Source organism: Pseudomonas syringae pv. coryli str. NCPPB 4273, assembly GCF_000972175.1.
Lineage (GTDB): Bacteria > Pseudomonadota > Gammaproteobacteria > Pseudomonadales > Pseudomonadaceae > Aquipseudomonas > Aquipseudomonas syringae.
This window is the reverse complement of the sequence record NZ_AWQP01000004.1, coordinates 111,152-137,310: the sequence shown is the minus strand read 5'-3', so window position 1 is coordinate 137,310 and position 26,159 is coordinate 111,152. Positions and strand designations below refer to the sequence as shown.

At 59.9% G+C, this 26,159-nt stretch carries 22 protein-coding genes, 1 tRNA gene and 1 pseudogene; 17 read left to right on the top strand and 7 right to left on the bottom strand.

The window, feature by feature from the left end; translation table 11 throughout:
* Positions 1-28: 28 nt before the first annotated feature.
* Together pgsA and P406_RS02485 are read left to right on the top strand one after the other, a co-directional pair.
* Positions 29-589, top strand: coding sequence for a CDP-diacylglycerol--glycerol-3-phosphate 3-phosphatidyltransferase (pgsA, locus tag P406_RS02490; RefSeq protein ID WP_003410850.1), 561 nt, complete (start codon positions 29-31; stop codon positions 587-589).
* 66 nt (positions 590-655) lie between these two features.
* Positions 656-731: transfer RNA gene (locus P406_RS02485), tRNA-Gly, on the top strand.
* A gap of 92 nt (positions 732-823) precedes the next feature.
* Here the strand turns inward: P406_RS02485 and P406_RS02480 are convergent.
* Entirely contained in the window at positions 824-1,282 is a 459-nt protein-coding gene (locus P406_RS02480; protein ID WP_032702917.1) for a thiol-disulfide oxidoreductase DCC family protein, read from the bottom strand.
* Between the two features lie 484 nt (positions 1,283-1,766).
* Between P406_RS02480 and P406_RS02475 the strand changes: the two genes are divergently transcribed.
* The 7 genes from P406_RS02475 to P406_RS02445 all read left to right on the top strand — a co-directional run bounded on the left by P406_RS02475 (position 1,767) and on the right by P406_RS02445 (position 10,332).
* Positions 1,767-2,435, top strand: coding sequence for a DUF3313 domain-containing protein (locus P406_RS02475; RefSeq protein WP_046235227.1), 669 nt, complete (start codon positions 1,767-1,769; stop codon positions 2,433-2,435).
* A 571-nt stretch (positions 2,436-3,006) separates the two neighbouring features.
* Entirely contained in the window at positions 3,007-5,454 is a 2,448-nt protein-coding gene (locus tag P406_RS02470; RefSeq protein ID WP_046235226.1) for a TonB-dependent receptor plug domain-containing protein, read from the top strand.
* 42 nt (positions 5,455-5,496) lie between these two features.
* The gene (locus tag P406_RS02465) at positions 5,497-6,486 is read left to right on the top strand and encodes an amino acid ABC transporter permease (protein WP_003410846.1); all 990 of its coding nucleotides are present in this window, start codon (positions 5,497-5,499) and stop codon (positions 6,484-6,486) included.
* A complete protein-coding gene (locus P406_RS02460; RefSeq protein WP_003410844.1) occupies positions 6,479-7,264 on the top strand; it encodes an amino acid ABC transporter ATP-binding protein in 786 nt (261 codons plus the stop codon). Before P406_RS02465 ends, P406_RS02460 begins: the two co-directional genes overlap by 8 nt.
* Before the next feature lie 28 nt (positions 7,265-7,292).
* Positions 7,293-8,222, top strand: coding sequence for an ABC transporter substrate-binding protein (locus P406_RS02455; protein WP_003410842.1), 930 nt, complete (start codon positions 7,293-7,295; stop codon positions 8,220-8,222).
* A gap of 22 nt (positions 8,223-8,244) precedes the next feature.
* The gene (locus P406_RS02450; protein ID WP_003410838.1) at positions 8,245-9,828 is read left to right on the top strand and encodes a flavin monoamine oxidase family protein; all 1,584 of its coding nucleotides are present in this window, start codon (positions 8,245-8,247) and stop codon (positions 9,826-9,828) included.
* A 69-nt stretch (positions 9,829-9,897) separates the two neighbouring features.
* The gene (locus P406_RS02445) at positions 9,898-10,332 is read left to right on the top strand and encodes a RidA family protein (RefSeq protein WP_003410837.1); all 435 of its coding nucleotides are present in this window, start codon (positions 9,898-9,900) and stop codon (positions 10,330-10,332) included.
* Positions 10,333-10,365: 33 nt separating this feature from the next.
* Here the strand turns inward: P406_RS02445 and P406_RS02440 are convergent, their stop codons facing one another.
* From P406_RS02440 to xylA, 4 genes are all read right to left on the bottom strand, one after another.
* Positions 10,366-11,502, bottom strand: coding sequence for a sugar ABC transporter permease (locus tag P406_RS02440; RefSeq protein ID WP_046235225.1), 1,137 nt, complete (start codon positions 11,500-11,502; stop codon positions 10,366-10,368).
* The gene (gene xylG, locus P406_RS02435; protein WP_046235224.1) at positions 11,503-13,059 is read right to left on the bottom strand and encodes a D-xylose ABC transporter ATP-binding protein; all 1,557 of its coding nucleotides are present in this window, start codon (positions 13,057-13,059) and stop codon (positions 11,503-11,505) included.
* Between the two features lie 102 nt (positions 13,060-13,161).
* Entirely contained in the window at positions 13,162-14,163 is a 1,002-nt protein-coding gene (gene xylF / locus P406_RS02430; protein WP_046235223.1) for a D-xylose ABC transporter substrate-binding protein, read from the bottom strand.
* A gap of 133 nt (positions 14,164-14,296) precedes the next feature.
* Positions 14,297-15,613 (bottom strand): xylose isomerase, encoded by a 1,317-nt coding sequence (gene xylA / locus P406_RS02425; protein ID WP_046235222.1) that lies wholly within the window; start codon positions 15,611-15,613, stop codon positions 14,297-14,299.
* Positions 15,614-15,782: 169 nt separating this feature from the next.
* Between xylA and P406_RS02420 the strand changes: the two genes are divergently transcribed.
* Together P406_RS02420 and P406_RS02415 are read left to right on the top strand one after the other, a co-directional pair.
* A complete protein-coding gene (locus P406_RS02420; RefSeq protein ID WP_046235221.1) occupies positions 15,783-16,970 on the top strand; it encodes a XylR family transcriptional regulator in 1,188 nt (395 codons plus the stop codon).
* Between the two features lie 178 nt (positions 16,971-17,148).
* Positions 17,149-17,595, top strand: a complete 447-nt coding sequence (locus tag P406_RS02415; RefSeq protein ID WP_046235220.1) for a DUF3237 family protein — start codon at positions 17,149-17,151, stop codon at positions 17,593-17,595.
* Positions 17,596-17,718: 123 nt separating this feature from the next.
* On the opposite strand, the gene P406_RS02410 is transcribed toward P406_RS02415, so the two are convergent.
* Complete coding sequence (locus P406_RS02410) at positions 17,719-18,147, bottom strand: VirK family protein (RefSeq protein ID WP_046235219.1); 429 nt, start codon at positions 18,145-18,147, stop codon at positions 17,719-17,721.
* Between the two features lie 163 nt (positions 18,148-18,310).
* On the opposite strand from P406_RS02410, the pseudogene P406_RS30060 reads away from it, so the two are divergent.
* From P406_RS30060 to P406_RS02385, 6 genes and pseudogenes are all read left to right on the top strand, one after another.
* Positions 18,311-18,832 (top strand): annotated as a pseudogene (locus tag P406_RS30060) (MCP four helix bundle domain-containing protein); the annotation flags it as partial.
* The gene (locus tag P406_RS02405; protein WP_370737584.1) at positions 18,806-19,984 is read left to right on the top strand and encodes a methyl-accepting chemotaxis protein; all 1,179 of its coding nucleotides are present in this window, start codon (positions 18,806-18,808) and stop codon (positions 19,982-19,984) included. The pseudogene P406_RS30060 and the gene P406_RS02405, both read left to right, overlap by 27 nt.
* Before the next feature lie 243 nt (positions 19,985-20,227).
* Entirely contained in the window at positions 20,228-21,232 is a 1,005-nt protein-coding gene (locus P406_RS02400) for a sugar ABC transporter substrate-binding protein (RefSeq protein WP_046235217.1), read from the top strand.
* 15 nt (positions 21,233-21,247) lie between these two features.
* Positions 21,248-22,819 carry a sugar ABC transporter ATP-binding protein gene (locus P406_RS02395; RefSeq protein WP_046235216.1) on the top strand — a complete coding sequence of 524 codons (1,572 nt, stop codon included), beginning with the start codon at positions 21,248-21,250 and terminating at the stop codon, positions 22,817-22,819.
* On the top strand, positions 22,806-23,834 hold the full coding sequence (locus P406_RS02390) for an ABC transporter permease (RefSeq protein WP_046235215.1): 1,029 nt from the start codon (positions 22,806-22,808) through the stop codon (positions 23,832-23,834). Before P406_RS02395 ends, P406_RS02390 begins: the two co-directional genes overlap by 14 nt.
* Positions 23,831-24,817, top strand: a complete 987-nt coding sequence (locus P406_RS02385; protein ID WP_046235214.1) for an ABC transporter permease — start codon at positions 23,831-23,833, stop codon at positions 24,815-24,817. Before P406_RS02390 ends, P406_RS02385 begins: the two co-directional genes overlap by 4 nt.
* A gap of 7 nt (positions 24,818-24,824) precedes the next feature.
* Here P406_RS02385 and P406_RS02380 read toward each other — a convergent pair whose 3' ends face one another.
* On the bottom strand, positions 24,825-26,063 hold the full coding sequence (locus P406_RS02380) for an acyl-CoA dehydrogenase family protein (protein ID WP_046235213.1): 1,239 nt from the start codon (positions 26,061-26,063) through the stop codon (positions 24,825-24,827).
* Positions 26,064-26,159: the final 96 nt, after the last annotated feature.

The following is a 26,159-nucleotide window of genomic DNA, read 5'->3' as shown; positions in this document are numbered from 1 at the left end:
CTCGTTCACCTCGTAGCCAGTTGTGCCGATGAATATCCCTAATCTGATCACCGTACTACGCGTTTTACTGATTCCGATCTTCATTTTGTTGTTCTACATGCCTTATCACTGGAGCTACATGGCGGCCAGTGCAGTCTTTGCGTTCGCTGCGGCGACCGACTGGCTCGACGGGTATCTGGCCCGCCGTCTTGAACAAAGCACGCCCTTTGGCGCCTTTCTCGATCCGGTAGCCGACAAACTGATGGTGGCCGTGGCATTGGTGCTGCTGGTTCAGGCGCATGCCAATCTATGGCTGACGCTGCCCGCAGCGGTGATCATCGGCCGTGAAATCGTAATCTCTGCACTCCGCGAATGGATGGCGGAAATCGGCGCGCGTGCGCAGGTTGCCGTTTCCAACATGGGTAAATGGAAGACGGCGGCGCAGATGCTCGCGCTGGTCATTCTGCTCGGCAACCCGCCCGCCATCACCGTTTGGGTCATTCTCGGCTATGCGCTGCTGCTTATCGCTGCGGGGCTGACACTCTGGTCCATGGTGCAATACCTGAGGGCCGCATGGCCGCACCTCAGGACGACTGCAGAAAAAAAATAAGTTTTTGAATCAAAGGCTTGACGCCGCTATCTGAATCGCTAGAATAGCGCCCGTCATCAAGACAATGCGGGAATAGCTCAGTTGGTAGAGCACGACCTTGCCAAGGTCGGGGTCGCGAGTTCGAGTCTCGTTTCCCGCTCCAAATATTGATTTACTGAACCCTCCGGGCTTAGTGAGTCAGCAAAAAAAGACGCCCAGGCGTCTTTTTTCGTTTCTGCGGTAAGCAGTCCTTGTTTACCTTTCCGTACTGGAATTCCGCTTGGCCGAAGCTGGTTTTGCGTCCGGGACCGCACAGCTGTTGCTACTGCAACGGCGGCTGCCGTCAGGGTGGGGCAGCCAGGCAAGGTAAGGGCGCGAGCGGCAAAAAAGCCGGTAGCCCAGGTTGAACACGGGCCTCATGAATCGCCACGACAGCGGCGCGACCCACGCACCCAGGCCGGCCGCTCGCCAACTCCAGAGTGTCGCGTCCAGACCCTTGACCCACGTGCCATCGTTGAATCTGGCGTGCAGTAACGACTCCATATCCTCAAGTGTGAATCCCAGAGAAGTGGCGTCAAAGGCGTCATCACGAATATCCACGAACAAAAGCCGCTCAGGCTTTGCATGGGCGCGCAGGGTTCTGACCTCTCGGGCGCAGAGCGGGCAGTCACCATCAAAGTAAAGTGTCAGCGGCCATTCAAATTTCTTGTACATCACTAATCGTCTTGTATAGGTTTTTTACACCTTATGCTCAAAAGGCCGTGCTGACAATGGGCGGTGGCGTTCATCCGGGCCTTGGGTTTCGAGTACTGCCGATCCAAGGGGTGTTTAGCCCCCACTTACCTGACACGCTGCCTGTCTTTCCAGGTCAATAATCTCGAAGCCATCAAAAGTATACCGATGTGTACATTTTAGATTGACGAGCGCTCTGCAAACGTCTAAAAGTATACACCTTGGTACAGTTTTGGCGTTGCCGATTTAGCTACGCCACGGCAAATCTGAAAAGATTTGCAGTGCCAACAGATAGCTAACGATTGAAAGCCGTGCAATGCGGTATCGCCGTTCGTGGATAGCCCGCAACAGGTAACAGAGAGCTTTTCACTACAAACAATGCTGTTCAAGCGCGTTGCCTGCAGGCGTGCCTGATGGACGGTGAGCGTTTGAATATCAATAACCTGATCACGCTGGAGAATTGCCCATGCACTACGTTAAACAGATGAAGGTGTCCGTGCTTCTGTTGTTGGGATTTCTGGTCGCGGGGTGTGCCAGCCACGAGCCGTCCCCTTACTCGGGCATAGAGTCCTCGCTCGAAATGCGGCCTAACGAGCAGGACAGTACCGGGCGTATACCGTTTAAATACACCACCGCAGTCAACTGGAATAAATACGATCAAATCATGCTTGAGCCCGTGGTGATTTACACGGGCGTGGATGCCCAGTTTTCCGGGCTGGAGCGCAAGGACCGCATAACCCTGGCCAACGACATGACGGTCAAGTTCTCCGAGGCCTTGGGGCGACACTTTCGATTCACCGCCACGCCGGGGCGCGGTACGTTGAGGATTCGTCTGACACTCACCGGGGCCGAGACCACTGTCGCCGGGCTGTCGACGTTCTCCAGATTCGATATCGGCATGGGCTCTTATAACTTGGTTCAGGCGGCCCGAGATCGTAAGGGGACTTTTACCGGCTCCGTCAGTTATGCCGTCGAGATCTACGACGCGTCCACCTCGCAACTGCTGGCGTCCTATATCACCCGGCAGTATCCGAAGGTCTATGACATCGGCTCAACCTTCGGAAGTCTGTCGGCGGCGCAGGCCGGCATTTCGAGAGGGGCGGACGAGCTGGTCGAGCTTCTGCTCTCGAAGTAGGCAACGTGACGTGAAGCCCGGCTTGATAACCGGGCTTTTCGATCTGGAAAATTTCTCATGCAGAAAATGTTATTTTTAAATAATTAGGTTTAATTTAGATCAGAAATAATAATATTAGCTTATGACCAAATAGAATTATATTTTCAAAATTGATTCCGTTATGTTTGGTTTCAACAGCCTACCCCTTACCTCGGATGGTACCAATCGTGATCAAGATTCTGTGTGTCATGCCGCCAGCCTGCGCAGTGTGACAGGGGCGCTGAAACGCTGACCCCGGTGCAGAATCGTTGGAAGGGAGTTCAACGTATGTTGCCTGTTCAATCCTGCCGTTGCCTTTACTTCTCTCGCCCTGTCATTGACAGGCGCGTCGCCTTGCCACTGCTCCGCACCGACTACTCGCCTCACAGCTAGTTCGTTCAGACCGCTAAGTGCCAAACCCGGCCGCAGGTTTTCCTGCATGTCGTTGATCACTTTTAAAACCGTGCATGCCGCGCCGTCTTCAGGACAGCGGGAGTGTCCGATTTCGCGATTTGGATGTGTGGCTGCTATGACAGCCATGTCTGGAGTGGGTATGAAACAAGCCTTACAACGTGCCCGGGTATCGACTGCTGCAATGGGCTACTGCCCATTGGCCTTGGCGATAGGGGGCATGTTGCTGTCAGGGACCATAAGAGCCCAGGAAAACAACACCGACGACCCGCGGACCTTGTCCACTGTGGTGGTCACCGGTAATCGCGGTGCCGAGCAACGTACGGTGACCAGCAGCCCGGTGCCGATCGATGTGGTCAGCGCCAGACAATTACAGAGCACCGGCAAGCCCGGACTGATGGAAGCCCTGAGCGCTGTGATTCCATCGCTGACCCTGCCGGAAAAAACCGGCTGGGACGCCAGCGGCATTGCCCGTGCGCCCAACTTGCGGGGTCTGAGCGCCGCCGAAGTGCTGGTGCTGGTCAATGGCAAACGCCGTCACACCAGCGCCACCCTGAACATCAACGGCATCAATACCGGGGCTGCCCCTGCGGACCTGGACCTGATCCCTATCAGCGCCATCGACCATGTTGAAGTCCTGCGCGATGGCGCAGCGGCCCAATACGGTTCCGATGCGATTGCAGGGGTCATCAACGTCATCCTCAAGGCTGACACCAGTGGTACCTCGGTGACCAATGCCGGGCTCGGCTATGACGGCAAGAAGCAGACTGTGCAGCAAAGCCTCAACAAGGGGTTCGAGATCGGCGACGGGGGCATTGTGCAACTGGCGCTGGACGCCCGCAGCCAGAATGATGACAACAAGGCCAGCGCCAATGGTTACAGTTACGAGCAGGCCTATGACCTGGCGGGCAAGTCCACGTATGGCGGCTACGGCACGCCAAAGACCAACCTGCTGACCCTGGGGTACAACGCCGAACTGCCCATCGATGACAGTCTGAGCCTGTATTCCTTCACCACTTATTCACGTCGTAAGGCCGAGCAGGGGCAGAATTTTCGTCTGCCGACCATTACCAATACCATTACCACCGGGCCTAACGGATACCCGGCGGGATACACGCCGACCTGGTACATCGATGAAGACGATTTCCAGGCAGCATTTGGCGGCAAGGGCACCGTTGGCGAATGGGATTGGGACCTGTCCAGCACTTATGGGCGCAACGCAGCCGAGCAGGGCAGTACGCACAATCAGAACCCGTCCCTGGGTGAAGCCACGCCCAATCGCTTTACTTCCGGTACGTGGGTCTCCACCGAACTGACCACCAATCTGGACTTCAAGCGCGGCTTCGACATCGGTCTGCAAAAGCCTCTGGATGTGTCCTATGGCCTCGAGCATCGGCGTGAGACGTACGAGGTGCAGGCCGGTGACTATGAATCCTATGCCAATGGCGGCTACTGCATTGCGCCGGGCAACTGCGCGTCTTCCGGAGCGCAAGTCACCAACGGTATTTCCCCTGACGAAGAAAGCAGCGCCTCGCGCAACAGTGTCGCCAGTTATGTCGACGTGGGCTTCAACCCTGTACCGGACTGGTACGTTGGCAGCGCATTTCGCTACGAGCATTACAATCAGGGCGTGGGCGCGACCCGCAGCGGCAAGCTGACCACACGTTACGATTTCACTCCCCAATTCGCTGTACGTGCCACTGTCAGCAATGGCTTCCGTGCACCGTCTCTGGCCAACAGCCTGTTCAGTGCGCGCTCGACCACGTATGGCGTGGTGGACGGGGTCTATCAGTCCATCAACTACGGCGTGTTGCCGACGGGGTCCGGGGCTGCGAAAGCGCTGGGTGCCGAGGACCTCAAACCGGAGCGCTCGACCAACTTCAGCCTCGGCTTCACGCTCACACCGACCGAGCGCCTCACGCTGAGCGCCGACGCCTACGTGATCAATCTGCGTGACCGCATCACGCTGACCGGCACCTTGCTGGGCGATGAGGTCACGCAGGTGCTGCTCAACAATGGCATCGACTCGACGTCGGGTGGCCAGTACTTCATCAACGGTGCCGACACCCGTACCAAGGGGCTGGACCTGGTCAGCAATTACAGTCAGGACCTGGGGCCGTACGGGTCATTGAAGTGGACGGCGGCGTTCAACTGGAACCAGACGAAGGTCCTCAGCTACAAGGAATCCACCTCGATTCTCGGTACGTCCTATGAACTGATGGACCGCGAAGCGCGCAATCTGATCACCGGTGTGCAGCCGCGCACCAAGCTGATTCTGGGCGGTGACTGGAGTATCGAGCGCTTCAACCTGAAGCTGGCGCTGACCCGCTACGGCGCTTACAAGGAGGTCAATTCCTCAGCCAATCGTGATCTGGACCGCGTTTACGGCGCCAAGTGGATCACCGATCTGGACCTTGGCTACAACCTCAGCAAAAACCTCAACGTCGCCGTCGGGGCCAAGAACCTGTTCGACGTCTATCCCAAAAAGCAGGGGATTCCCAGCAGCACCATGGTCAGCAGCTACGGCACCTATTCGCCCTACGGTTTTACTGGCGGCTACTACTACACCCGGCTGACTTACGCCTTTTAAGGCCAGCACCTGACAACTCAATATTGCGTGCGAGGAACCACTATGCCCATTGTCGCCAAACCCTATGACTTCATTGATGAGGCCCGTCATTATCCGCTTGCTCAGGGCCGCGTAGCACCGCCGCCGATAAAGGCATTGCAGATTGTCCCCGCCCGGCATCCCGGTCGCTGGATCGGGTCGATATTCGCGGCGCTGGTGCTGCTGGTCATTGTGCACTCGCTGGCGACCAACCCGCGTTGGGAGTGGGGCGTCTTCGGCCAGTGGTTCTTCTCGCCATCGGTGCTGCGCGGCCTTGCGCAGACGCTTCTGTTGACGCTGCTCAGCACGCTGTTCAGCATCATTCTCGGCACGGCGCTGGCGTTGGCGCGCCTGTCGGGTTCGCCGCTGCTGGCGGCACTGGCCTGGGGCTACATCTGGTTTTTCCGCTCGATGCCTGCGCTGTTGGTGTTGATCATCCTCTACAACTTCGCCTACCTGTACGACCACATCGTACTCGGGGTGCCGTTCACCCAGCTGGTCTTCGCCGAGTGGTCGACGGTGGACGTGCTCAGTCAGTTCACCGTTGCGGTACTGGGCTTGAGCCTGATGCAGTCGGCCTATACCGCAGAAATCATTCGTGGCGGGCTGATCGGTGTCGATGCCGGTCAGCATGAAGCTGCTGCGGCACTTGGCCTGCCTGCGTCGCGGCGGATTTTCCGGATCATTCTGCCCCAGGCGTTGCGCTCGATTCTGCCTTCGGGTTTTAACGAGATCATCGGTCTGGTCAAGGGAACATCCATTGTTTACGTGCTGGCCTTGCCGGAGCTGTTCTACACCGTGCAGGTCATCTACAACCGCACCCAGGCAGTGATTCCGTTGCTGATCGTGGCCACCGTCTGGTACCTGATCATCACTACGGTGCTGACCAGTGCCCAGTATTACGTCGAACGCCACTTTGCCCGTGGCTCGGCACGTGTACTGCCGCCGACACCCTTGCAGCGCCTGCGCGGCTGGCTCAAGGGCAGCGCGTCCGGGGAGAAGCACCATGGGTGAGGCCTCCACGCCAGTGCGCGCAGGGCGCATTCAGATTCAGGGCGTGGGCAAGCGCTTTGGCAGCCAGCAGGTGCTCAAGGACATCGACCTGAGCATCGAGCCGGGCAAGGTCACGGTGATACTCGGTCCTTCCGGTTCCGGCAAGTCCACGCTGCTGCGCACCATCAACCACTTGGAAAAGATCGACAGCGGGTACATCACCATCGACGGTGATTACGTTGGCTATCGTCGCAAGGGCGACCTGCTCTATGAACTCAAGGAGCGCGAGATCCTCAAGCGGCGGATCGAGGTCGGCTTCGTGTTCCAGAATTTCAACCTGTTCGCGCACCTCACTGCCTGGGAAAACATCGCCGAAGCGCCTTTGGCCCACAAACGCTGGAGCAAGTCCGAGGCCCGGGCCAGGGCAAGTGAGCTGCTGGCCAGGGTTGGTCTGGCAGACAAGACAGATGCGTACCCGCGCCAGCTTTCCGGGGGGCAGCAACAGCGTGTCGCAATCGCCCGCGCGCTTGCGCTGGACCCCAAGGTCCTGCTGTTCGATGAGCCCACCTCAGCCCTTGACCCCGAGCTGGTCGGCGAGGTGCTGGACGTCATCAAGGGCCTGACGCAACTGGGTGTCACGCTGGTGGTGGTCACTCATGAAATCGGCTTCGCCCGTGAGGTGGCAGACCATGTCGTGTTTCTCTGCGAGGGCCGACTGATCGAGCAAGGGCCGCCGGAGCAGGTGTTCCATCAACCTCGACATCCTCGCACGGCTGCCTTTCTCGGCAAGGTGCTATGACTTTCCCGCTATCAAGGAGTGACTGCTGATGTTCATCAATATCGCCCGTGTGGCCTTGCTGACGCTAGCCGTCAGCGTCGCCCACAATACTTTGGCCTCGACCGCGCAACCGGTCGATCTGAGTCCCGACCGGCCACGCATTCATGTGCCGCGTAACGAGGCGGCCATCGCACAGATCCCGGCGGGCTTCAAGTTCGCCCAGCCTGGCAAGTTCACCGTGGCCGTCTCCGGTGTTGCGGGGCCGCCGTTGGCGCTGCTGGCCAATGATGACAAGACCACTATTGGCAGCGAGGCCGATACCGCGCAACTGGTAGCGGATAGCCTGGGCTTGCAATTGAACGTGGTGCAGACCAGTTGGGAGGACTGGCCGCTGGGCGTCAGTTCGGGAAAATACGACGCGGTGATCAGCAATGTCACCGTCACTGAAGCGCGCAAGAAACGCTTCGATTTCGCCACTTACCGTCAGGACGTCCTGGGCTTCTACGTGAAAGCCAACAGCAAAATAAGCGAGATAAAACAGGCGTCGGACATTGCCGGGCTGAAAATTATCGTCGGCTCCGGCACCAATCAGGAAAAGGTTCTGCTGGCGTGGAACGAAGCGAATGAAAAGGCCGGTATCAAGCCTGCGCTGTTGCAGTACTTCGATGATCAGGCGGCCGCACAACTTGCCATTCAGTCGGGTCGCAGTGATGCGCTGTTCGGGCCCAATTCGATATATGCCTATTCGGCCGCGATTACCGGCGGCATCAAGCGGGTAGGCACGGTCAATGGCGGCTGGCCGCTGCAGGCGGATATCGCCGTGACCACGCGCAAGGACAACGGCCTGGTCAGGCCGATTCACACCGCCCTGGAAGGAGCGATTGCCGGCGGCCAGTACGAGCAGGTGCTCAAACGCTGGGGGCTGGATGTGGAGCGCGTCGACAGGTCGTTGATCAACCCGCCCGGCTTGCCGGACTGAAGCGTTGAAGGGAGCAAACGATATGGGACTGACACGACGTGAAGCGCTTTCCAGTATCGCTGCGGTGGGCGGCGAGACCGCCGTCAAGGATGCGCTTGCGGTACTGGGGCTGGGGCCTTCATCACATCGACGGCCACAGCCTCTGAAACTCGGCGACGGTCTGGGGCAGGGCACTCGCGTGCTGGTGCTGGGGGCAGGCATTGCCGGGCTGGTCACGGCACTGGAACTGAAGCGCGCAGGTTTTGCCGTGCAAGTGCTGGAAGCCCGTGAGCGAGTGGGTGGCCGTAACTGGACGCTGCGCAACGGCGATCGGGTGGAGTACAAGGACGGCCGCTCACAGACCGCAAGCTTCGATTCAGGGGTGTATTTCAATGCCGGTCCGGCGCGCATTCCCAGCCAGCATCGGACGTTGCTCGACTACTGCAGTGAACTGGGTGTGCCGCTTGAAGTACTGGTCAACAGCAGCCATGGAGCACAGGTACGCCCGGACCTGCAACGCCCCGCGTTCACTGTCGGCCAGGCGATCAATGACGCTCGCGGCCATCTTTCCGGTTTGCTGGCCAGGGCGGTGCAGCGCGACGCGCTGGACGATGTGTTGAGTGGCGAGGAGCGTCAGCGGCTGTTGGCGTTCTTGCAGGTGTATGGCGACCTTTCGCAGGAACTGGCTTACGAGGGCAGCCTGCGCTCCGGGCATCAAACGTCGCTTTCTCATCCAGGAGCCTTGCCGAGCAGTGCGCAACCGGTGGCGCTGGATCGCTTGCTGCACCCCGAATTATGGGGCGCACTGCTACACACCGAGTTTCCCGAGTTTTCCGCGACCATGTTTCAACCGGTCGGTGGCATGGACCGGATCACCGACGCCTTTTACCAGCGCCTCACCGACCAGGTGCAACTGGGCGCGCAGGTACGGCAGATTCGTCAACTGGAAGACGGCGTGGCAGTTACCTATCACGACAGATACAGCGGTCGCGAGCATGTGGTGCGCGCCGACTATCTGGTGTCAACCCTGCCACTGCCTTTGCTGGCCAGACTGGACACCGATTTCAGTGATCCGGTCAAGGCGGCCTTGCTCAGCACCCGCAACGATCAGGCGACCAAGGTGGCCTGGCAATCTCCGCGTTTTTGGGAAACCGACTACCGCATCTACGGCGGGTTGTCCTGGATCGACCATCCGGCGCGGCTGTTGTGGTATCCCAGTAACGATTTGAACACCCGTGAAGGTCTGCTGGTGGCGGGTTATGTCACCGGGGAGGGGGCCGCTGCGTTCGGTGCGCGACCGTTCGACACACAATACGCTGCTTCCAGAGAAGCGGTAGAGCTGCTGCATCCGGGGTATTCGCGGCAGTTGCGCAACCCGCTGGCCGTGTCCTGGGAGCAGATCCCTTACAGCGAAGGCCCTTGGTTGCAACGCGAACATTTTCCGGCCGCTGCCAGTGCGTTGCTGGACGAGCCCCATGGTCGTGTGTACTTCGCCGGTGACGGACTGGTGCAAAGCGGAGTCGGCATCTGGCAGGAGTCGGCGGCCAACTCGGCGCGACATGTGGTGGCGCAACTGGCCGAGCGAGTGACGCAAGCGCGGCAGATTTCGACCCTTGCCGCGTCATGACGTGCAACTGCACGACCCCGTCGTTTTACGTAACCCTTATTCCTGAATATCCATTGAAGGAGAGACACCATGAGCGACAGCATTCAACGCACCAGCGTCGGCGATTTTCCGATCTCGCAAACCGTGACAGTGCCAGCCTCGACCAGCCTGGTATTTGTCAGCGGCACCTTGCCTGACCTCGCCGACCCGCAGGCTCCGTCGGGTACGCCGGCAGCCTATGGCAACACCGAAGTACAGACCGTTTCGGTATTCAACAAACTGCGCAGAATCCTTCAGCAACAGGACCTCGATCTGGGCGATATCGTACAGTTGCGGGTATTTCTGGTCGGTGCCGAGGAAACCGCCGGCAAGCTGGATTTTGCCGGGTTGCAGGCCGGTTACACGCAATTTTTCGGCACGCCGGAACAACCTCTCAAACCCGCGCGCACGGCGTTGCAGGTGGTAGCGCTGCCATTGCCCGGCGCGTTGATCGAGGTCGAAGCGATAGCGGCCAGACCGGCTTGATTGCGCGCTGTCAGCTTGCGTGTCGGGCAGCGATCAGCGCCGCCCGGCGCGGGTACTCACGTCCACCCACACCGCCAATACCAGAATGCCGCCCTTGACGATCATCTGCCAGTAACTGTCGACGTCGAGCATCGACATGCCGTTGTCGAGACTGGTGATGACCAGTGCGCCGAGCAGGGCGCCGTAGACAGTGCCTGAACCGCCACGCATGGACGTGCCGCCGATGAAGCATGCGGCGATGGCGTCGAGTTCGCCCATGTTGCCGGCCGAGGGTGAGCCGGCGGCCAGGCGTGCGGTGTTGACCAGCCCGGCAAACGCGCACATCACGCCCATGATGCCGAAGATCCACAGCTTCACGGCCTGTACGTTGATGCCGGACAGGCGCGTGGCTTCCATGTTGCTGCCGACGGCGTAGACGCGGCGCCCGAATACCGTCTGGCTGGTGACATAACTGAACACGCCGAGCAGGACCAGCAACAGCAACACCGGAACGGGTATTCCGTCGTAGCTGTTGAGCACATAGACAAAGCCGCCCAGCACAGCGCCGATCAACAACACACGCAACACATCACGAATCAGCGAATGTGCCGCCAGCCCGTGCAGCGCTCTGTTGCGCCGTTGTTTCCAGGTCAGGAACAGCGTCAGCGCCAGCAGCAGGATGCCGAGCCCGGTGCCTACCGCATGTGGCAGATAGCCCTGACCGATATAGACCAGCGACGGCGACACCGGAGCGATGGTCGTGCCGCCGGTGATCCCCAGCAGAACGCCGCGAAACGCCAGCATGCCACCCAGCCCGACGATGAACGAGGGGATCCGCAGGTAGGCAGTCATGTAGCCATTGGCGAGGCCGATCATCAGGCCGCAAAAGGCCACCACACTCAGGTTCGCCAGCAGCGGAACGTGGTAAACCACATCCAGAATCGCCGCCAGGCCACCGAGCAGGCCAAGCAATGAGCCCACCGACAGGTCAATCTCGCCGCTGATGATCACCAGCACCATGCCGCAGGCCAGAATCCCGGTAATGGACATCTGTCGCAGCAGGTTGGACAAGTTGCGCGGGGTGAGGAAGCCGCCTTCGGTCTGCCAACTGAAGAACAGCCAGATAACGGCGATGGCAATTACCAGCGCGAGCATTTTGTAGCGGGTAAAGAACTGTTTGACCTGGTTCATCTACGCGGTCTTCCGGGCATTATCGTGAGGGGCATCGGAGTGGCTGAGTGCAGCGGCGAGGACCTGCTCCTGAGTCAGGTCATGGTTGATGAAGTCGCCGCGCAACTGGCCGTCGCCAATCACCAGTACGCGGTCGGACACGCCCAACACTTCGGCCAGCTCCGAAGACACCATGATGATCGACACACCCTCGGCTGCCAGCGCACCCATCAGCTTGTAGATCTCGTACTTGGCACCGACATCGACGCCGCGGGTGGGCTCGTCGAGAATCAGAACGCGCGGGCGGGTGAGCAGCATCTTCGCCAGCACGGCTTTCTGCTGATTGCCGCCGGACAGGCTGGTGATCGGCAAAAACGGGCTGGCGGTCTTGAGGTGCATGCGCGAGATTTCCCGGTCGATACTGCCCAGCTCTGCCTCGGCGTCGATACGGGTCATGTTCGAGTAACTGTCGAGGACCGCGAGGGTGATGTTCTGGCCGACACCCAGGTCCGGAATGATGCCCTGGCGCTTGCGGTCTTCGGGGACCATGCACAGACCGGCGCGGATTGATTTGAGCGGCGTGCGCGTGTCGATCATCTGGCCATCGAGCCACACTTCACCGCTGTATCGACCCGGATAGGCGCCAAACAGGGCGGATACCAGTTCGGTGCGGCCCGCGCCCACCAGCCCGGCGATGCCGAGGATTTCCCCGCGCCTGAGGACGAACGATACGTCGTCGACCCGCTTGCGCTTGGGGTTATCGACGTCATGGCAGGTGATATGCCGCGCTTCGAAAATCACCTCGCCGACATCATGCGGCTCGGTGGGATAGAGGTTGCTCATTTCGCGTCCGACCATCTGGGTGATGATCTTTGGAATGTCCATGTCCGCCATTGCAGTGGTTGCGATATGTTTGCCGTCGCGGATGACTGAAATGGTGTCGCACACGGCGGCCACTTCATCGAGCTTGTGGGAGATGTACACGCACGCGACCCCTTTAGCCTTCAGGTCGCGAATGATGTTCAGCAGCACCTCGATTTCGGAACGGGTCAGGGCCGAGGAGGGCTCATCGAGAATCAACAGACGCGCCTTCTTGTTCAGCGCCTTGGCGATTTCCACCAGTTGCTGGTAGCCGCCGCCATACTGGGAAACCGGCAGTGCCACGTTCATGTCAGGCACTTTGAGTTCCCGCATCAGCGACTCGGCGCGGTGGATCATGGCCGGATAATTCATGCGCCCGCCGGGGAGCGTCAGCTCGTGACCCATGAAGATGTTTTCGGCCACTGACAGGTCCGGGACTAGCGTCAGCTCCTGATGGATGATGACGATCCCGGCCGCTTCCGTTTCGCTGATCGATTGTGCCTTGAGCGGTTGGCCGTCCCACAGAATCTCGCCCTCCCAGGTGCCGTAGGGATAGACCGCCGAAAGGACTTTCATCAATGTCGACTTGCCCGCGCCGTTCTCGCCGCACAGGCCGACGCATTCGCCGGGCTTCACTGTGATATCGATGCCGTTGAGCGCTTTCACACCGCCAAAGGATTTGACGATGCCGTTCATTTGCAACAGGTAGTCAGACATGGCGCAGGGCTCTACGAAGGTGTGATGGCTTGGCCTGAGCGACGACTCTGCCTAACCGCAGGGTCGTGCTCTGGCTTTCAGCGACGTATCAACGATCGAGGCTCATTGCCCGTCAATCTGCGCCTTGGTGTAGAACCCGTCTTTTTCCAGCAGGTCGATGTTGTCCTTGGTCAACGCTGTAGGCGTCAGCAGGATGGTGTCGACTTTCTTGCTGCCATTGTCGTATTGCGAACTGAAATCGGGTTTCTGGTTGCGTGCCAGTTGCACTGAAAGCTTGGCGGCTTCGCTGGCAATCAGTTTCAGCGGCTTGTAGACGGTCATGGTCTGGGTGCCATCGATGACCCGCTTGACCGCCGCGAGGTCCGCATCCTGGCCCGAGATAGGGACTTTGCCGGCCAGTTGCTGTGCGGCGAGGGCCTGGATCGCGCCGCCGGCAGTGGCGTCGTTGGAGGCGACGATGCCATCGATCTTGTTGTTATTACGCGTCAGGGCGTTTTCGACAATGCTCAGGGCTTCGGTAGGGTTCCACTCCTTTACCCATTGCTGGCCGACGATCTTGATATCACCTCTGTCGATAGCCGGTTGCAGCGCTTTCATCTGGCCTTCACGCAGAATCTTGGCGTTGTTGTCGGTGGGCGCGCCGCCCAGCAGGAAGTAATTGCCCTTGGGCGCTGCTTTCAGCACGCCGTTGGCCTGCATCTCGCCGACCTTTTCGTTATCGAAGGAAATGTACGCATCGATATCGGCATTGAGGATCAGCCGGTCATACGACACTACCTTGATATCGGCCTTCTTGGCTTCGGCAACGGCATTGGTCAGTACGGTGGCGTTGAACGGCACGATGACGATCACATCGACGCCGCGAGCAATGAGGTTTTCTATCTGCGAGATCTGTTTCTGCTCATTGGCATCCGCCGATTGTACGAAGACCTTGGCGTTCAGCTTTTCCGCCGCCGCAACGAAGTAATCACGGTCGCGTGACCAGCGCTCCAGACGCAGGTCATCAATGGAAAAACCTATTTTCGGGTGCGCGGAGTCAGCCATGACCGGCAGGGACAGCAAGGCCAGCGCGCTGGCGAGCAGCGTACGTTTCAGGGTGTTCATAGGGTGCGTCCTTTTATTGTTGTTTGAGACACTGCTTGACTGAGGGTGATACCGATAGAACTGTAGAGCGTTGCCGGACGTCGCGTGTGAAGATTTGTCGCCTGAATGTCACGGCGACGTCCAGCTACGCCTGTCAGGCGTAGATAAAGCGATTGACCACACCTTCGAGCAGTTCCTGGCGGCCGCTGACGGCCTGCGGGTTCAACTCGTTGGCGAAGGCGTGTTCGGCGAGCGACGCAAGGCTGAATTCGCCCGCCAGTACCGATTGCCCGAAAGGCTGCTGCCAGCCCGCATAGCGCTGATCCTTGAAGTGCTGGAGTTTATCGTTCTGCACCATTGCGGCGGCACGTTCCAGCGCCAGGGCAAGGACATCCATCGCGGCGACGTGGCCGTGGAACAGATCGATATCGTCGAGGCTCTGGCGACGTACCTTGGAGTCGAAATTGAAACCGCCATTGGTGAAGCCGCCAGCCTTGAGGATCTCGTAGGTGGCGAGGGTCATCTCCTCGACGCTGTTGGGGAACTGGTCCGTGTCCCAGCCGTTCTGTGGGTCGCCACGGTTGGCGTCGATGCTGCCGAAGATCCCCAGCGAGACCGCTGTGGCGATTTCGTGGTGGAAGCTGTGTCCGGCCAGCGTGGCGTGGTTGGCCTCGATATTGACCTTGATCTCGTTTTCCAGGCCGTACTGCTGCAGAAAACCGAACACCGTGGCGCTGTCGTAATCGTACTGATGCTTGGTCGGCTCCTGTGGCTTGGGCTCGATCAGCAAGTCACCCTTGAAACCGATCTTGTGCTTGTGCTCGACCACCATGCGCATGAAGCGACCGAGTTGTTCGCGTTCACGCTTGAGGTCCGTATTGAGCAGGGTTTCGTAGCCTTCACGACCGCCCCACAATACGTAGTTGGACCCTTTGAGACGCTGGGTGGCATTCATCGCGCTGAACACCTGGGTCGCGGCGTAGGCAAAGACTTCCGGGTCCGGGTTGCTGGCAGCGCCTGCGGCGAAGCGTGGATTGCTGAAGCAGTTGGCCGTGCCCCACAGCAGTTTTATGCCGCTCTGTTGCTGATGGCGCTCAAGATGATCGACCATGTGCGCGAAGTTGTGGCGATACTCCTTGAGTGAGGCGCCTTCCGGTGCCACATCGGTGTCGTGGAAGCTGTAGTAGTCGATGCCGAGCTTGGAGAAGAACTCGAACGCCGCTTCGGCTTTGCCGATGGCCAGTTCCATCGGGTCACCGGAACCTTGCCATGGGCGCTTGAAGGTGCCGACACCGAACATGTCGGCGCCCGGCCATACGAAGGTGTGCCAGTAGCAGGCCGCCATGCGCAAGTGCTCGCGCATGGGTTTGCCGAGGACCAGCTTGTCGGCGTCATAGTGGCGAAAGGCGAGGGGCGAGTCGCTGTCAGGGCCTTCATAGCGAACCCTGTCGACGTCGGGGAAGTACAGCATGAGCGTTTTCCTTATTGTTCTTGGCGGTGTCTGGATACTAGCAACGGCCCTGCATCCGCTGATTATGAAAATCGTCAACGTACAGTGCGATTTTGAGTGTTGAGATTCGTCGGTCAGCGGCCTAGTCTGTGGCCCACGGCGTCGTGCTTATCGAATCGGCATAAAAACAATGAAAACCGTACCTCCCGTTCACCGCATCGCGCTGTTGTTCAACGGCAGCAAGATTTATGACCGCGGCATCATCAGTGGCATCGGCAACTACCTCAGCAGCACCCGGGTGTCCTGGGACCTGTTCCTCGAGGAGGACTTCCTCTGTCGCCTGAAAGGCATCGAGCGCTGGCAGGGCGACGGGATCATTGCCGATTTCGATGACCCACTGATCGGCGAGGCATTGGCCGGGATCAAACTGCCGGTGGTAGCGGTGGGCGGGTCCTATCAGGACGAGCGCGCCTACCCGAAGGGCATTCCATATGTGGCGACTGACAATTACGCCTTGATCAAGGCGGCCTACGAGCACCTGATCGAGGCCGGGCTGACGCGCTTTGCCTGCTTCAGCCTGCCAGAAGCGCAAGCCAATCGCTGGGCCCAGGAGCGCGAGCAGGCCTTTCGCCGCTTGCTGCAACGCGACGGCCTGCACGCCGAGGTCTATCGTGGCCTGGGCACCAGCGCGCCGCTCTGGGACAGCGCCGTAGAACAGCAGATCGCCTGGCTGCAAAGCCTGCCCAAGCCGATCGGCATCATCGCCGTGACCGACGCCCGCGCCCGTCAGCTATTGCAAGCCTGCCTGACCGCCGGAATCGCCGTTCCCGAACAGGTGGCGCTGATCGGCATCGATAACGATCCGTTGACCAGAACCCTCACTCGCGTGCCACTGAGCTCGGTCGTTCAGGGCACCGACACAATGGGCCGCACCGCCGCACGCCTGCTGCACCAGATGCTGCACGGCATGCCGTCCTCGGGTACACACATTCTGATACCTCCGGACACTGTCAACGTGCAGGCTTCGAGTCTGCATCAGCCCTTGGGTGACCCCTATGTCATGCAGGCGCTGCTGTTTATCCGGCAGTATGCGTGCCAAGGCATCAAGACTGCACAGGTAGCCGCTTACGTGGGCGTTTCGCGCTCGTCACTGGAGTCACACTTTCGCCGCGTAAGGGGCTGCAGCGTGCATGACGAGATCCTGCGTTTCAAACTGGCCGCCGCTGCTAACGGACTGGAAAACACCGGGCTGGCCATTGCCGAGATCGCCCGTGATTGTGGTTTCCGGTCTGCGCAATACCTGCACACCGTGTTTCGTCGCGAGTTCGGCTGCACGCCGCGAGAGTACCAGCAGGGTGGCGGTGCGGCGGCGTCATGAACGCAGGAGGCCTGGGCGGTGAGCGAAAGGCTTTGAATGCATTCCTTCCTATACCCCTTATAACAGTACCGAATGGTTCGCTTAAGTTGACAGTTTCCAAGCGTCCGGGCTAAAACATACACCTTGGTACAGTTATGAACGAGTCACCAGTCTTCACATGCACTATGGGACGTAGGGGATAGAGACGATGCAGTTGCATGAAATATTGACCATTCACCTGCGTATCGATAAGCCGCAATTGCTTTGCGACCCTTCGAAGATGCAGCGCAGCAGCTGTGAAATACAGGGCGGAGAGTTTCGTGGCGAGCGATTGCAGGGGCAGGTACTTCCTGGAGGCAGTCTTTATCTGGTGCCCCAGGGCGACGACCTTGTGCGTGTCAGCCTGTACTACACCTTGTTCACTGATCACGGAGTAAACATAGAGGTAGTGGGCGAGGGACTCCTGGCAGGGCATGAAACGGGCCGGGCGCCTGTGACCGACTCGCGCTTTACATGCAGCAAGCAGTTCAGCGTGCCTTCCGGTGCGCATGATCACTTGCAGCGCAATCTGTACGTCGGCAGGGTGAGCATCAAGTCGGGGGATGACAGCCTGCGTGTCAGCATTTTTCAGGTTAACGACCGGTAAGCAGACACTGAAACAAAACGCTGATGTGATGGCGCACATCGAGCTTTATTTCTGACGGCGTGAGGCTGGTTTTTCCCCCACGCCGACGTCTTTGTGTCTTATGCGGTCAGGTCATGAGCCAGCTCATCCGGCAAAAAAGCTCAATCCCTTGCCGACCGCACAGTCATAACTTACCGGAGTGCCCACCTGCTGATAACCAGGAACATTCAGCGTGGTCATGCTGAATGTGGCGGTGCCGTTCGAGCGTATCTGATAGCGAATGAATTGCTCGATGGGCTTGTTATCGCGGTCGAGGCTGAAGTGGGTGTCCGAGAATGCCAGGGTGCCGTCTGGGGTGATGCGGTAGGCATCAATGCGTTTGCCGCCTTTGGTTTTGGACGGCTCGGCACCGGCGATCGAGGATTTGCATTGTCCCAGATCGATCACCACAGCGACCGACTCTCCGGTGTTCAACGCCTGGGTGATGGCGGAGTAGGTGGGTAGCGCATCACCTGCGTAAGCGAGGCCAGGCAGTGAGAAAGCAAGCAGTGCAGCGGCGTAGCAAGGTTTCATGGCAGCTCCAGGAAGTCAGTCTGAAGGGTGGAAACACCCGTCCATCTCGCGATTATCGAGCGTCGCGAAACCTACCATAAGCTTCGATTCGGGTGGGCCTTGATAACAGTGGCACCTCTCTGTTCGGAGCATCTTCATCCTTTTTCCTGTTCTGCCGATAGGAATGACGGTACTCATTTATTTACCGGTCACGGGAAGGGGATTGAAGATGCTGAGACAGCTGAAAATAGCCGCGCGGACCTCCGCCTGCTTTGCGTTGATGGTGGTGCTGGTGTTCGGGCTTGGTATTTTCAGCATTCAGCAATTGCACGGTATTCGTGAGCAATCGCTTGAAATCGAAAACGACGCGCTTCCAGGGATTGCGCTGGGTGACGATATTGCCCTGGCGGTCGAGAAAACCCGCACCACCGTGGCCAAAATGCTTGCCACGCATGATCTTGCGCAGGTGGCTCTGGCTCACACCGAGCTCCTTGAAAAGAAGGCCGGGTTCCAAAAGGCCGTAGAGGCCTACGACCCGCTGATCACCGAGGATGACGAGCGCGCACTCGTCGAGGGACTGAAGAGCACTTATCAGGGCTACATCGAGCGTGCCGAGAAGGTCTATACGCTGATCAACGAGAACCAGGCAGAGGCCGGAAGGGCGCTCGTCTGGGGCGAGATGAAGGCCATGGCGGAAAGTATCGAAGCAGCCCTGGGCAAGCTGGAAAAGATCAATGACGACTCCGAAGCCGAATCCAGCGCTGCAGCGACGTCGGTGTATGAGAACGCCCTGATCGTCACTTATGGGGTCATGTTTCTGACGGTCTTGTTGACCGTATTGCTTGCCTGGCGTCTGACCAGAAGTCTCGCAGTGCCGATCAGTCAGGCGCTGCACAGCTCGGAAACCATTGCCGCGGGCGACCTGCGTCCCAGCGCAATCAACCGTGAGGGCACTGACGAGGCGGCCCTGTTGCTGCAATCGATGGAGCGCATGCGCGGCAATTTGAGCCAGACCCTGACCCAGGTGGGCGATGCCGCTCACCAGTTGGCGTCGGCCACGGAAGAAATGAGCGCCCTGATGGTTAACAGCAACGCCGATCTGGTGGTGCAGAACAGCGAAATCGAAATGGCCGCCACCGCAGTCACCGAGATGAGTCAGGCGGTCGATGAAGTGGCGCGTAATGCGGTGACCACTTCGGTGGAATCCAAAGCCTCTTCGGTGTCGGCCCGTGAAGGTCAGGAAGAGCTCAATCAAACCGTCCAGTCGATCCTTGAACTGACCCGAAATGTTGGCACGGCATCGGTCGAGGCGCAGGCGCTGGCGACCCGCACGCTGGATATCACCAAGGTTCTGGATGTTATTCGCGCAGTGTCCGAGCAAACCAACCTGCTGGCCCTCAACGCTGCCATCGAAGCGGCACGCGCGGGCGATGCCGGACGGGGTTTTGCCGTGGTCGCCGACGAGGTACGCGCTCTGGCCCACCGCACCAGCGAATCGACTCGCGAGATCGAAACCATGGTCGGGCACATCCAGCAGGGCACCAAAAGTACCCTGGTCGCGCTTGAAGTCAGTACCGACCAGGCGCAGCGTACCAAACAACAGGCCGAGTCGGCCAACGCTGTGCTGGCCAGCATCGCCAGTTCGGTCATGGTCATCGATGAGCGCAACACGGTGATCGCCAGCGCCTCCGAAGAACAAGCGCTGGTTGCGCGGGAAGTGGACCGCAACCTGGTGCGCATCCGTGACTTGTCGGCACAATCGGCAGTGCGCACCAGCCAGACCGGCAGTGCCAGCCAGTCACTGGCCGAGCTGGCGAGTGACCTGACGACCACCCTGGGGCAGTTCAAGCTCAGATAACACGGGCCGATAGCAGGCCCGTTACCGCATCGATTCGCTGTTGTCCGGGCAACAGCGAATCGACAAAGTGTCCGGCGTTTTCGCAGGCCAAGCCAGGTTGCTGCGCACAACGCCATCTGGCGCGACAGCTTGAAACCGCCTGGCGCCGGGCGTCGCGCTATCGCCAGGCGCACTACAAGGCTTTGGGCATGACCTGTGCACTGCTGATCAGGATTGTTTTCCTGAGCCAGCGGAGCCACCCGAATGCCTGATGCCGTCCCGACCCCCAAGACCAACCGCCTGCATGCAATAGGGCGCACTCTGGTGCTGACCCTGTTGGCCACCAGCCTCGTCGCAACCGCGTATGCCGAGGACAGCGATGTGCCTTCGCTGGCCGGCAAACGCATAGCGATCAGCATGACCGGCACCAGCCACTACTTCGATATCAAGGCCTTCCAGGCGCAGGTGGATGAGGTCAAGCGCCTGGGCGGCACGCCCATCACGCTCGATGCCGGTCGCAACGACAAGAATCTGGTCAATCAATTGCAGACCGTGGTCACGCAAAAGCCCGATGCGGTGATCCAGACCCTCGGCACCCTCAGTGTTATCGACCCTTGGCTCAAGCGCATCAGCAAGGCGGGTATTCCGCTGTTCACCATCGATGCGCCCTCGCAATACAGCCTCAACAACACCACGTCCGACAACGTGGCCACCGGCAAGGCACTGGCCGGGCAACTGATCAAGGACGCAGGTGGCCAGGGTAACGTGCTGGTGTTCAATGGCTTTTATGGCGTGCCGGTCTGCGCCATTCGTTATGACCAGCTCAAGTTGGCGCTCAAGGATCATCCGCAGCTGAAAATCATCGAGCCCGAGTTGCGCGATGTCATTCCCAACACGGTTCAGGACGCCTACTCGCAAGTCTCGGCGTTGCTCAACAAGTACCCCAAAGGCAGTGTTTCGGCGATCTGGGCCGCCTGGGACATCCCGCAACTGGGCGCCAGCAAGGCACTGATCGATGCCGGCAGAACCGAAATCAAGACCTACGGCGTCGACGGCACGCCGGAAGTGCTCGAGCTGATGCGCCGCGACGATTCGCCGGTGGGTGCCGTGGTTGCCCAGCAGCCTGCATTGATCGGCAAAACCGCGGTGCAGAACGTCGCCCGTTACCTGGCCGGACAGCACGATCTGCCAAAGGAGACCCAGGTGCCCACCTTGCTGACCACGGCCGCCAATCTGCCGGACGTGCAAAAGCTCAGAGGCGATAACTGACGCGGGAGATCGATCATGGGATTAGCGATTACAGACGTTGCGGCGCTGCCACCGGCCTTGCACTTGAAGGGTATCAGCAAGCGCTTTGGCGCCACCCAGGCGCTGGATGGCGTAAACCTTAAGGTCGAGGCCGGAACGATTCACGGGCTGGTGGGTGAAAACGGGGCGGGCAAGTCGACCCTGATCAAGGTTCTCGCCGGTATTCATCGCGCCGATGCCGGCCGTTTGAGTATTCATGGCCAGCCGTTCGACAGTTTCACACCGCGTCAGGTCGAAGCCGCAGGCGTGCATTTCATTCATCAGGAGCGACTGCTGCCAGGCAATTTCAGCGTCGGCGAGGCGCTGTTTTTCGGGCAGGAAATCAAGCGTGGTCCCTTCGTCGATCGCCGCGCCCAGGAGCGCGAAGCGGCAAGGCTTCTGGACGATTACTTTGCCATGCGCCTGCCCGCCGGGGCGCTGGTACGCGATCTGGACAGCGCCCAGCGACAGATACTGCAGATCACTCGCGCGTTGCTGGCCAGGCCGAAGGTGCTGGTATTCGACGAGCCGAGTGTGTCACTGGTCAAGCAGGAGGTGGACCGCTTGCTGGACATCGTTCGCCGCCTGCGCGATGAAGGGCTGACCATTGTCTACATTTCCCACTACTTGCAGGAGATCGAATCGCTGTGTGATCAGGTCACCGTGTTGCGTAACGGCCGCGATGTGGCGGTGGTCGATCCGGCACTCACCAGCACTGCGCAGATCGCCCGGCTGATGGTCAATCGGGAGGTCGGCGAGCAATATTTTCGTGCCCGGACATCACCCGGCACGCCCGTGCTGCAACTGCGCGGGCTGGGGGCAGGGCGCTTCTACGACGGCGTTGACCTGAGCGTGCGGCGTGGCGAAGTGCTGGGCCTGACCGGGCTGGTCGGCTCGGGTGCCAAGGAGTTGCTCAGGAGCCTGTTCGGGTTGCTCAAGCCGGATCGCGGCGAACTGTTGTTGAACGGTCAGCCGTTGCAGCTGAAATCACCGCGTGACGCAGTACGCCATGGCATCGCACTGGTCCCCGAGGAGCGCCGCACGCATGGCGTGGCACCGGCGCTTTCGGTGCTGGAGAACATCACGCTGGCCAGCCTGGGGCGCTTCAGCCGCTGGGGATTGCTCGACGCTGCGGCGCAAGCCGGGGAAAGCCAACACCTGATCGACGAACTGGCAATCAAGACCTCAGGCCATGATGCGCCGGTGCACGCGCTCAGCGGTGGCAACCAGCAGAAGGTTGCGCTGGGCAAGTGGCTGAGCCGCCATTCGACGTTATACCTGCTGGACGAGCCCAGCGTGGGTGTCGACATCGGCGCCAAGGTGGAAATCTACCGGTTGATTGCCAAGCTTGCCGAGGGCGGCGCAGCGGTGCTGGTGCTGTCGTCTGACTTGCCGGAGCTGATCGGCATCACTCAGCGCATTGTGGTCCTGCACAGAGGACGCATTGCAGGCGAATTCGACTCACTGAGCACTGACAGCGACCAGCTGCTGGCCTGCGCCACGGACGCCAGTGAAAGCGACCATGACAGCCAATCACTCCCTGCGGAGGCCCATTATGTCCGCGCTTGATCTATCAATCGCACAGGCTGGCGATCCAGCGCAACGCTGGCGCGTGCAGCTGGCGCAACGCTGGCGCGTGCAGCTGGCGCAGCGCGGGTCGTTGCTGGTGTTTCTGGCGATTCTGCTCGGCTTTGCCGTCAGTGCGCCTAACTTCCTCAGCCTCGGCAACATCAGCAACGTGTTCGCCCAGTCAGCAACCCTCGGCATACTCGCGCTGGGCCTGACCTGCGTGGTTATCGGTGGTGGTTCCAATGTGGTCAGCGGCGGCCTTGACCTGTCGCTGGCGGCCAATCTCGGTCTGTGTGCGGCCGTTTACAGCAGCCTGAACAATGCCGGGTTCGATGCCTGGCAAGCGATTGGCCTGACGCTCGGCTGCGGCCTGTTGGTCGGCGCGTTCAACGGCCTGGCGGTGGTGTTTCTACGCTTGCCGCCGTTACTGGCGACCTTGGCGAGCATGAACCTGATTGCCGGCCTGGAACTGGTGCTGACCCAGAACACTGTGCTGGCGACCGACTCGGCATTGCTCGACAGCCTGGCGTCCGGTGTCTGGCTGGGTGTCCCGGCGTTAGCCTGGGTGCTGCTGAGTGTCGCGGCAGTGTTGTGGCTGTTGATTCAGCACAGCGCGTTCGGCCTGCGTCTGTACGCCATTGGCGAATACCCGCAAGCAGCCGAGGCGGCCGGGTTGAATCTGCGGCGCTATGTGTTTGCCAGTTACCTGATTGCCGGTGGCTGCGCTGCACTGGCTGCATTCTGCTCCGCAGCGTTTTTCAGCGGCAGCACGACCGGTTCCGGCGACATGTTGTTGTCAGTGGTGGCCATTGCCTTTCTTGGCGTGGTGTTCTCGCGGCGTCTGACCGCCAACATTCCCGGCACGCTGTTGGCGACGCTGCTCCTGGGCTTTCTGATCAACGGTTTTCAATTGCTGAACATTTCCAGCTTCTGGGTCAACGGCGTGCAAGGCGTGTTGATTCTGTTGGTGGTGGCATTTTCCGGGGCATTCGGCCGCCGGGAGGGTGAACAATGAGTACGCTGACCCTGAGTACCTCTTCGACGCTGGTCAAGGTGCTGCCGCGCCTTTTGCCAGCGGTCCTGCCGCTGTTGGTGCTGATCATCCTGCTGTTTTTCGCGATCAATGCACCGGGCTTTCTGAGTTGGGGCAACCTGTCGAGTCTGGTGCTGAACAACTTCGTGTTGCTGGCCATCGTCGCAATCGGCATGACCTGGGCTGTTGCGGCTGGCGGTATCGATCTGTCGGTGGGAACGGCGCTGGACTTTGCCAGCCTCGGTTTCGTCGTCACCCTGAATGGCGGTCATGGTCTGGGCGCGGCCATTGCCGTCGCTATGCTGGCAGGGGGCATCGCCGGGGCGTTCAACGCGATGCTGATCGCCGGGCTGCGCATTTCGCCGTTCCTGGCGACGCTGGGTACGCTGTTTATCGGCACCAGCGTGCAACAGTTGTTATCCGACGGTGGCCAGCCGATCTATATCGCTCAGGGCGTATTACCGGGGATCAGCGCTGTGTCGATCCTCGGCGTGCCATTGCCGCTGCTGGTGGTCGGGTTGCTGGCAGGGCTTTACGGGCTGATCCTGGCGCGCGGACGTCTGGGGCGGGAAATCCTTGCGCTGGGCACGCAGCCGCAACTGGCGTATTACTCGGGCCTGCCCACGCGACGCATTGCCGTGCAGGTGTTTTTCGCCAGCGCGCTGGCCTGTGCGGTGGCGGGTATCCTGCTCAGCTCGACGGTCAACGCCTACGTGCCGATGTCAGGCAACGCTTACCTGATCAATGCCATCGGCGCCGTGTTCATCGGTACGACGCTCAGTCGTCAAGGGCGTCCGAATATTCCGGGTACACTTTTGGGGGTGCTGTTCATCAACGTGATCGCCAATGGCCTGTTGCTGATCGGCTGGAACTTCTATTGGCAGCAGGTTGCGACCGGGGCGCTGATCTTTCTGGTGCTGGCGTTCAGTTTTACCAGTCGCCAACTGCTGCGTAACACGGCGTAAGTGCGCCTCAAGCGTTGCCTTTACCGCTGCCGATCTGCCAGACAAAAGGCGGCTCGGTGCCGTTGATGCGCCAGTCACCGACAATGCGCGCCTTGTAGATCAGCGGATTGTGCGATGCCGCTGTGCGCGCATTACGCCAGTGGCGATCCAGCGCCTTGTTGACGCTGACACCTGAAGCGCCCAGTGCGTTGAACAGATCGCTGGCAGCGCGCAGCACCAGTTCCGAGACGATCACCTGGGCCTTGGCGGTCTCGATTTCGGCGGCAATATTGGCGTCTTTTTCCCGCTGTGGGTCATTGCCGAAGCGTGCCACGTACGCACGCTGCAACGGCTCGGCGGAGCGTAGCGTTGCAGCCTCGGCGGCGTAGACCTGGGCGGCGATCTGACCGACCACTTGCTGTACTTGTGAGTCCTGACTGACGCTCCCGGCGTTGCCATGGCTGAAGACGCGTTTGCGATCGCGCACTTCCTGAGCGATGTCGCGTTCGACGGCTCGACCAATACCGGCCAGCACCGCCAGCAGCACCAATTGATAAAACGCCGTCTGGTATTTGAAGCGTTGCTCGAACGGTATGACGTGTGTGGCCGGCAGCGGTACGTTGTCGTAGACCGAGGTGCCGCTGCCGGTGGTGCGCTGGCCGAACCCGTCCCAATCGTCACTGTGACGCACGCCGGCATGCCTGGCGTCGACGACCGCGATCACATCGGCGCCAGTATCGGAGCGCTGGGCGTAGACGTCGATCCAGTCGGCAAAGATGCTGCCGGTGCTGTAGAACTTGGTGCCGTTGAGCACGAAACCATCGCCTTGCGGGCTGACCTTGGTAATCACATCGCCAATTTTCACCGCGCCGACTTCGGTCCAGCCGTTACCCACCAGATCCCCGGCCACAAAGCGCGCAAACCACTGGTCACGGTCCGCGCCGGGTGGTGCATTCAGGCGGTCTTCGACGAAAGCGAAGTGCGCGCGCAGGGCTTGCGGAATGTTCGAGTCGGCTTCGGCCAGCTCGATCAGCAGTTGAAACAGCTGGCTGATCGATGCACCCGCACCGCCATATTCGATAGGTACACGCACAGCGCCGAAACCGGCTTTCTGCAGCCAGGCAATCGGTTCACGGGGCAGGGCGCGGGCTTTTTCGCGTTCGACGCTGCCAGCGCCGATCTCACGGAAGATCGGGCGAAATCGGTTGGCCAGAGTTTCGTAATCGGTCCCCAGCGAGAGCGGGTTTGAGCCGGTTGTTTGAGTCATGCAGTACTCCTGAGCGCGAAGAGATCGGCACACGGGCCGGTGGAAGGTTCGTCAGACTCTTTGCATGCTTTGTGCCTGAATGTAACTGGCTGATTT

Bases quoted from the DNA above. Each gene is read 5' to 3' on its own strand.
- P406_RS02445 (WP_003410837.1), top strand. From the start codon at position 9,898: ATGAGCGACAGCATTCAACGCACCAGCGTCGGCGATTTTCCGATCTCG.
- P406_RS02380 (WP_046235213.1), bottom strand. From the start codon at position 26,063: ATGACTCAAACAACCGGCTCAAACCCGCTCTCGCTGGGGACCGATTAC.
- P406_RS02410 (WP_046235219.1), bottom strand. From the start codon at position 18,147: ATGAAACCTTGCTACGCCGCTGCACTGCTTGCTTTCTCACTGCCTGGC.
- xylA (WP_046235222.1), bottom strand. From the start codon at position 15,613: ATGCTGTACTTCCCCGACGTCGACAGGGTTCGCTATGAAGGCCCTGAC.
- xylG (WP_046235224.1), bottom strand. From the start codon at position 13,059: ATGTCTGACTACCTGTTGCAAATGAACGGCATCGTCAAATCCTTTGGC.
- P406_RS02395 (WP_046235216.1), top strand. From the start codon at position 21,248: ATGGGATTAGCGATTACAGACGTTGCGGCGCTGCCACCGGCCTTGCAC.
- P406_RS02460 (WP_003410844.1), top strand. From the start codon at position 6,479: ATGGGTGAGGCCTCCACGCCAGTGCGCGCAGGGCGCATTCAGATTCAG.
- P406_RS02480 (WP_032702917.1), bottom strand. From the start codon at position 1,282: ATGTACAAGAAATTTGAATGGCCGCTGACACTTTACTTTGATGGTGAC.
- P406_RS02405 (WP_370737584.1), top strand. From the start codon at position 18,806: ATGAAGGCCATGGCGGAAAGTATCGAAGCAGCCCTGGGCAAGCTGGAA.
- P406_RS02475 (WP_046235227.1), top strand. From the start codon at position 1,767: ATGCACTACGTTAAACAGATGAAGGTGTCCGTGCTTCTGTTGTTGGGA.
- P406_RS02390 (WP_046235215.1), top strand. From the start codon at position 22,806: ATGTCCGCGCTTGATCTATCAATCGCACAGGCTGGCGATCCAGCGCAA.
- P406_RS02465 (WP_003410846.1), top strand. From the start codon at position 5,497: ATGCCCATTGTCGCCAAACCCTATGACTTCATTGATGAGGCCCGTCAT.
- P406_RS02400 (WP_046235217.1), top strand. From the start codon at position 20,228: ATGCCTGATGCCGTCCCGACCCCCAAGACCAACCGCCTGCATGCAATA.
- P406_RS02470 (WP_046235226.1), top strand. From the start codon at position 3,007: ATGAAACAAGCCTTACAACGTGCCCGGGTATCGACTGCTGCAATGGGC.
- pgsA (WP_003410850.1), top strand. From the start codon at position 29: ATGAATATCCCTAATCTGATCACCGTACTACGCGTTTTACTGATTCCG.
- P406_RS02440 (WP_046235225.1), bottom strand. From the start codon at position 11,502: ATGAACCAGGTCAAACAGTTCTTTACCCGCTACAAAATGCTCGCGCTG.
- P406_RS02450 (WP_003410838.1), top strand. From the start codon at position 8,245: ATGGGACTGACACGACGTGAAGCGCTTTCCAGTATCGCTGCGGTGGGC.
- xylF (WP_046235223.1), bottom strand. From the start codon at position 14,163: ATGAACACCCTGAAACGTACGCTGCTCGCCAGCGCGCTGGCCTTGCTG.
- P406_RS02385 (WP_046235214.1), top strand. From the start codon at position 23,831: ATGAGTACGCTGACCCTGAGTACCTCTTCGACGCTGGTCAAGGTGCTG.
- P406_RS02420 (WP_046235221.1), top strand. From the start codon at position 15,783: ATGAAAACCGTACCTCCCGTTCACCGCATCGCGCTGTTGTTCAACGGC.
- P406_RS02455 (WP_003410842.1), top strand. From the start codon at position 7,293: ATGTTCATCAATATCGCCCGTGTGGCCTTGCTGACGCTAGCCGTCAGC.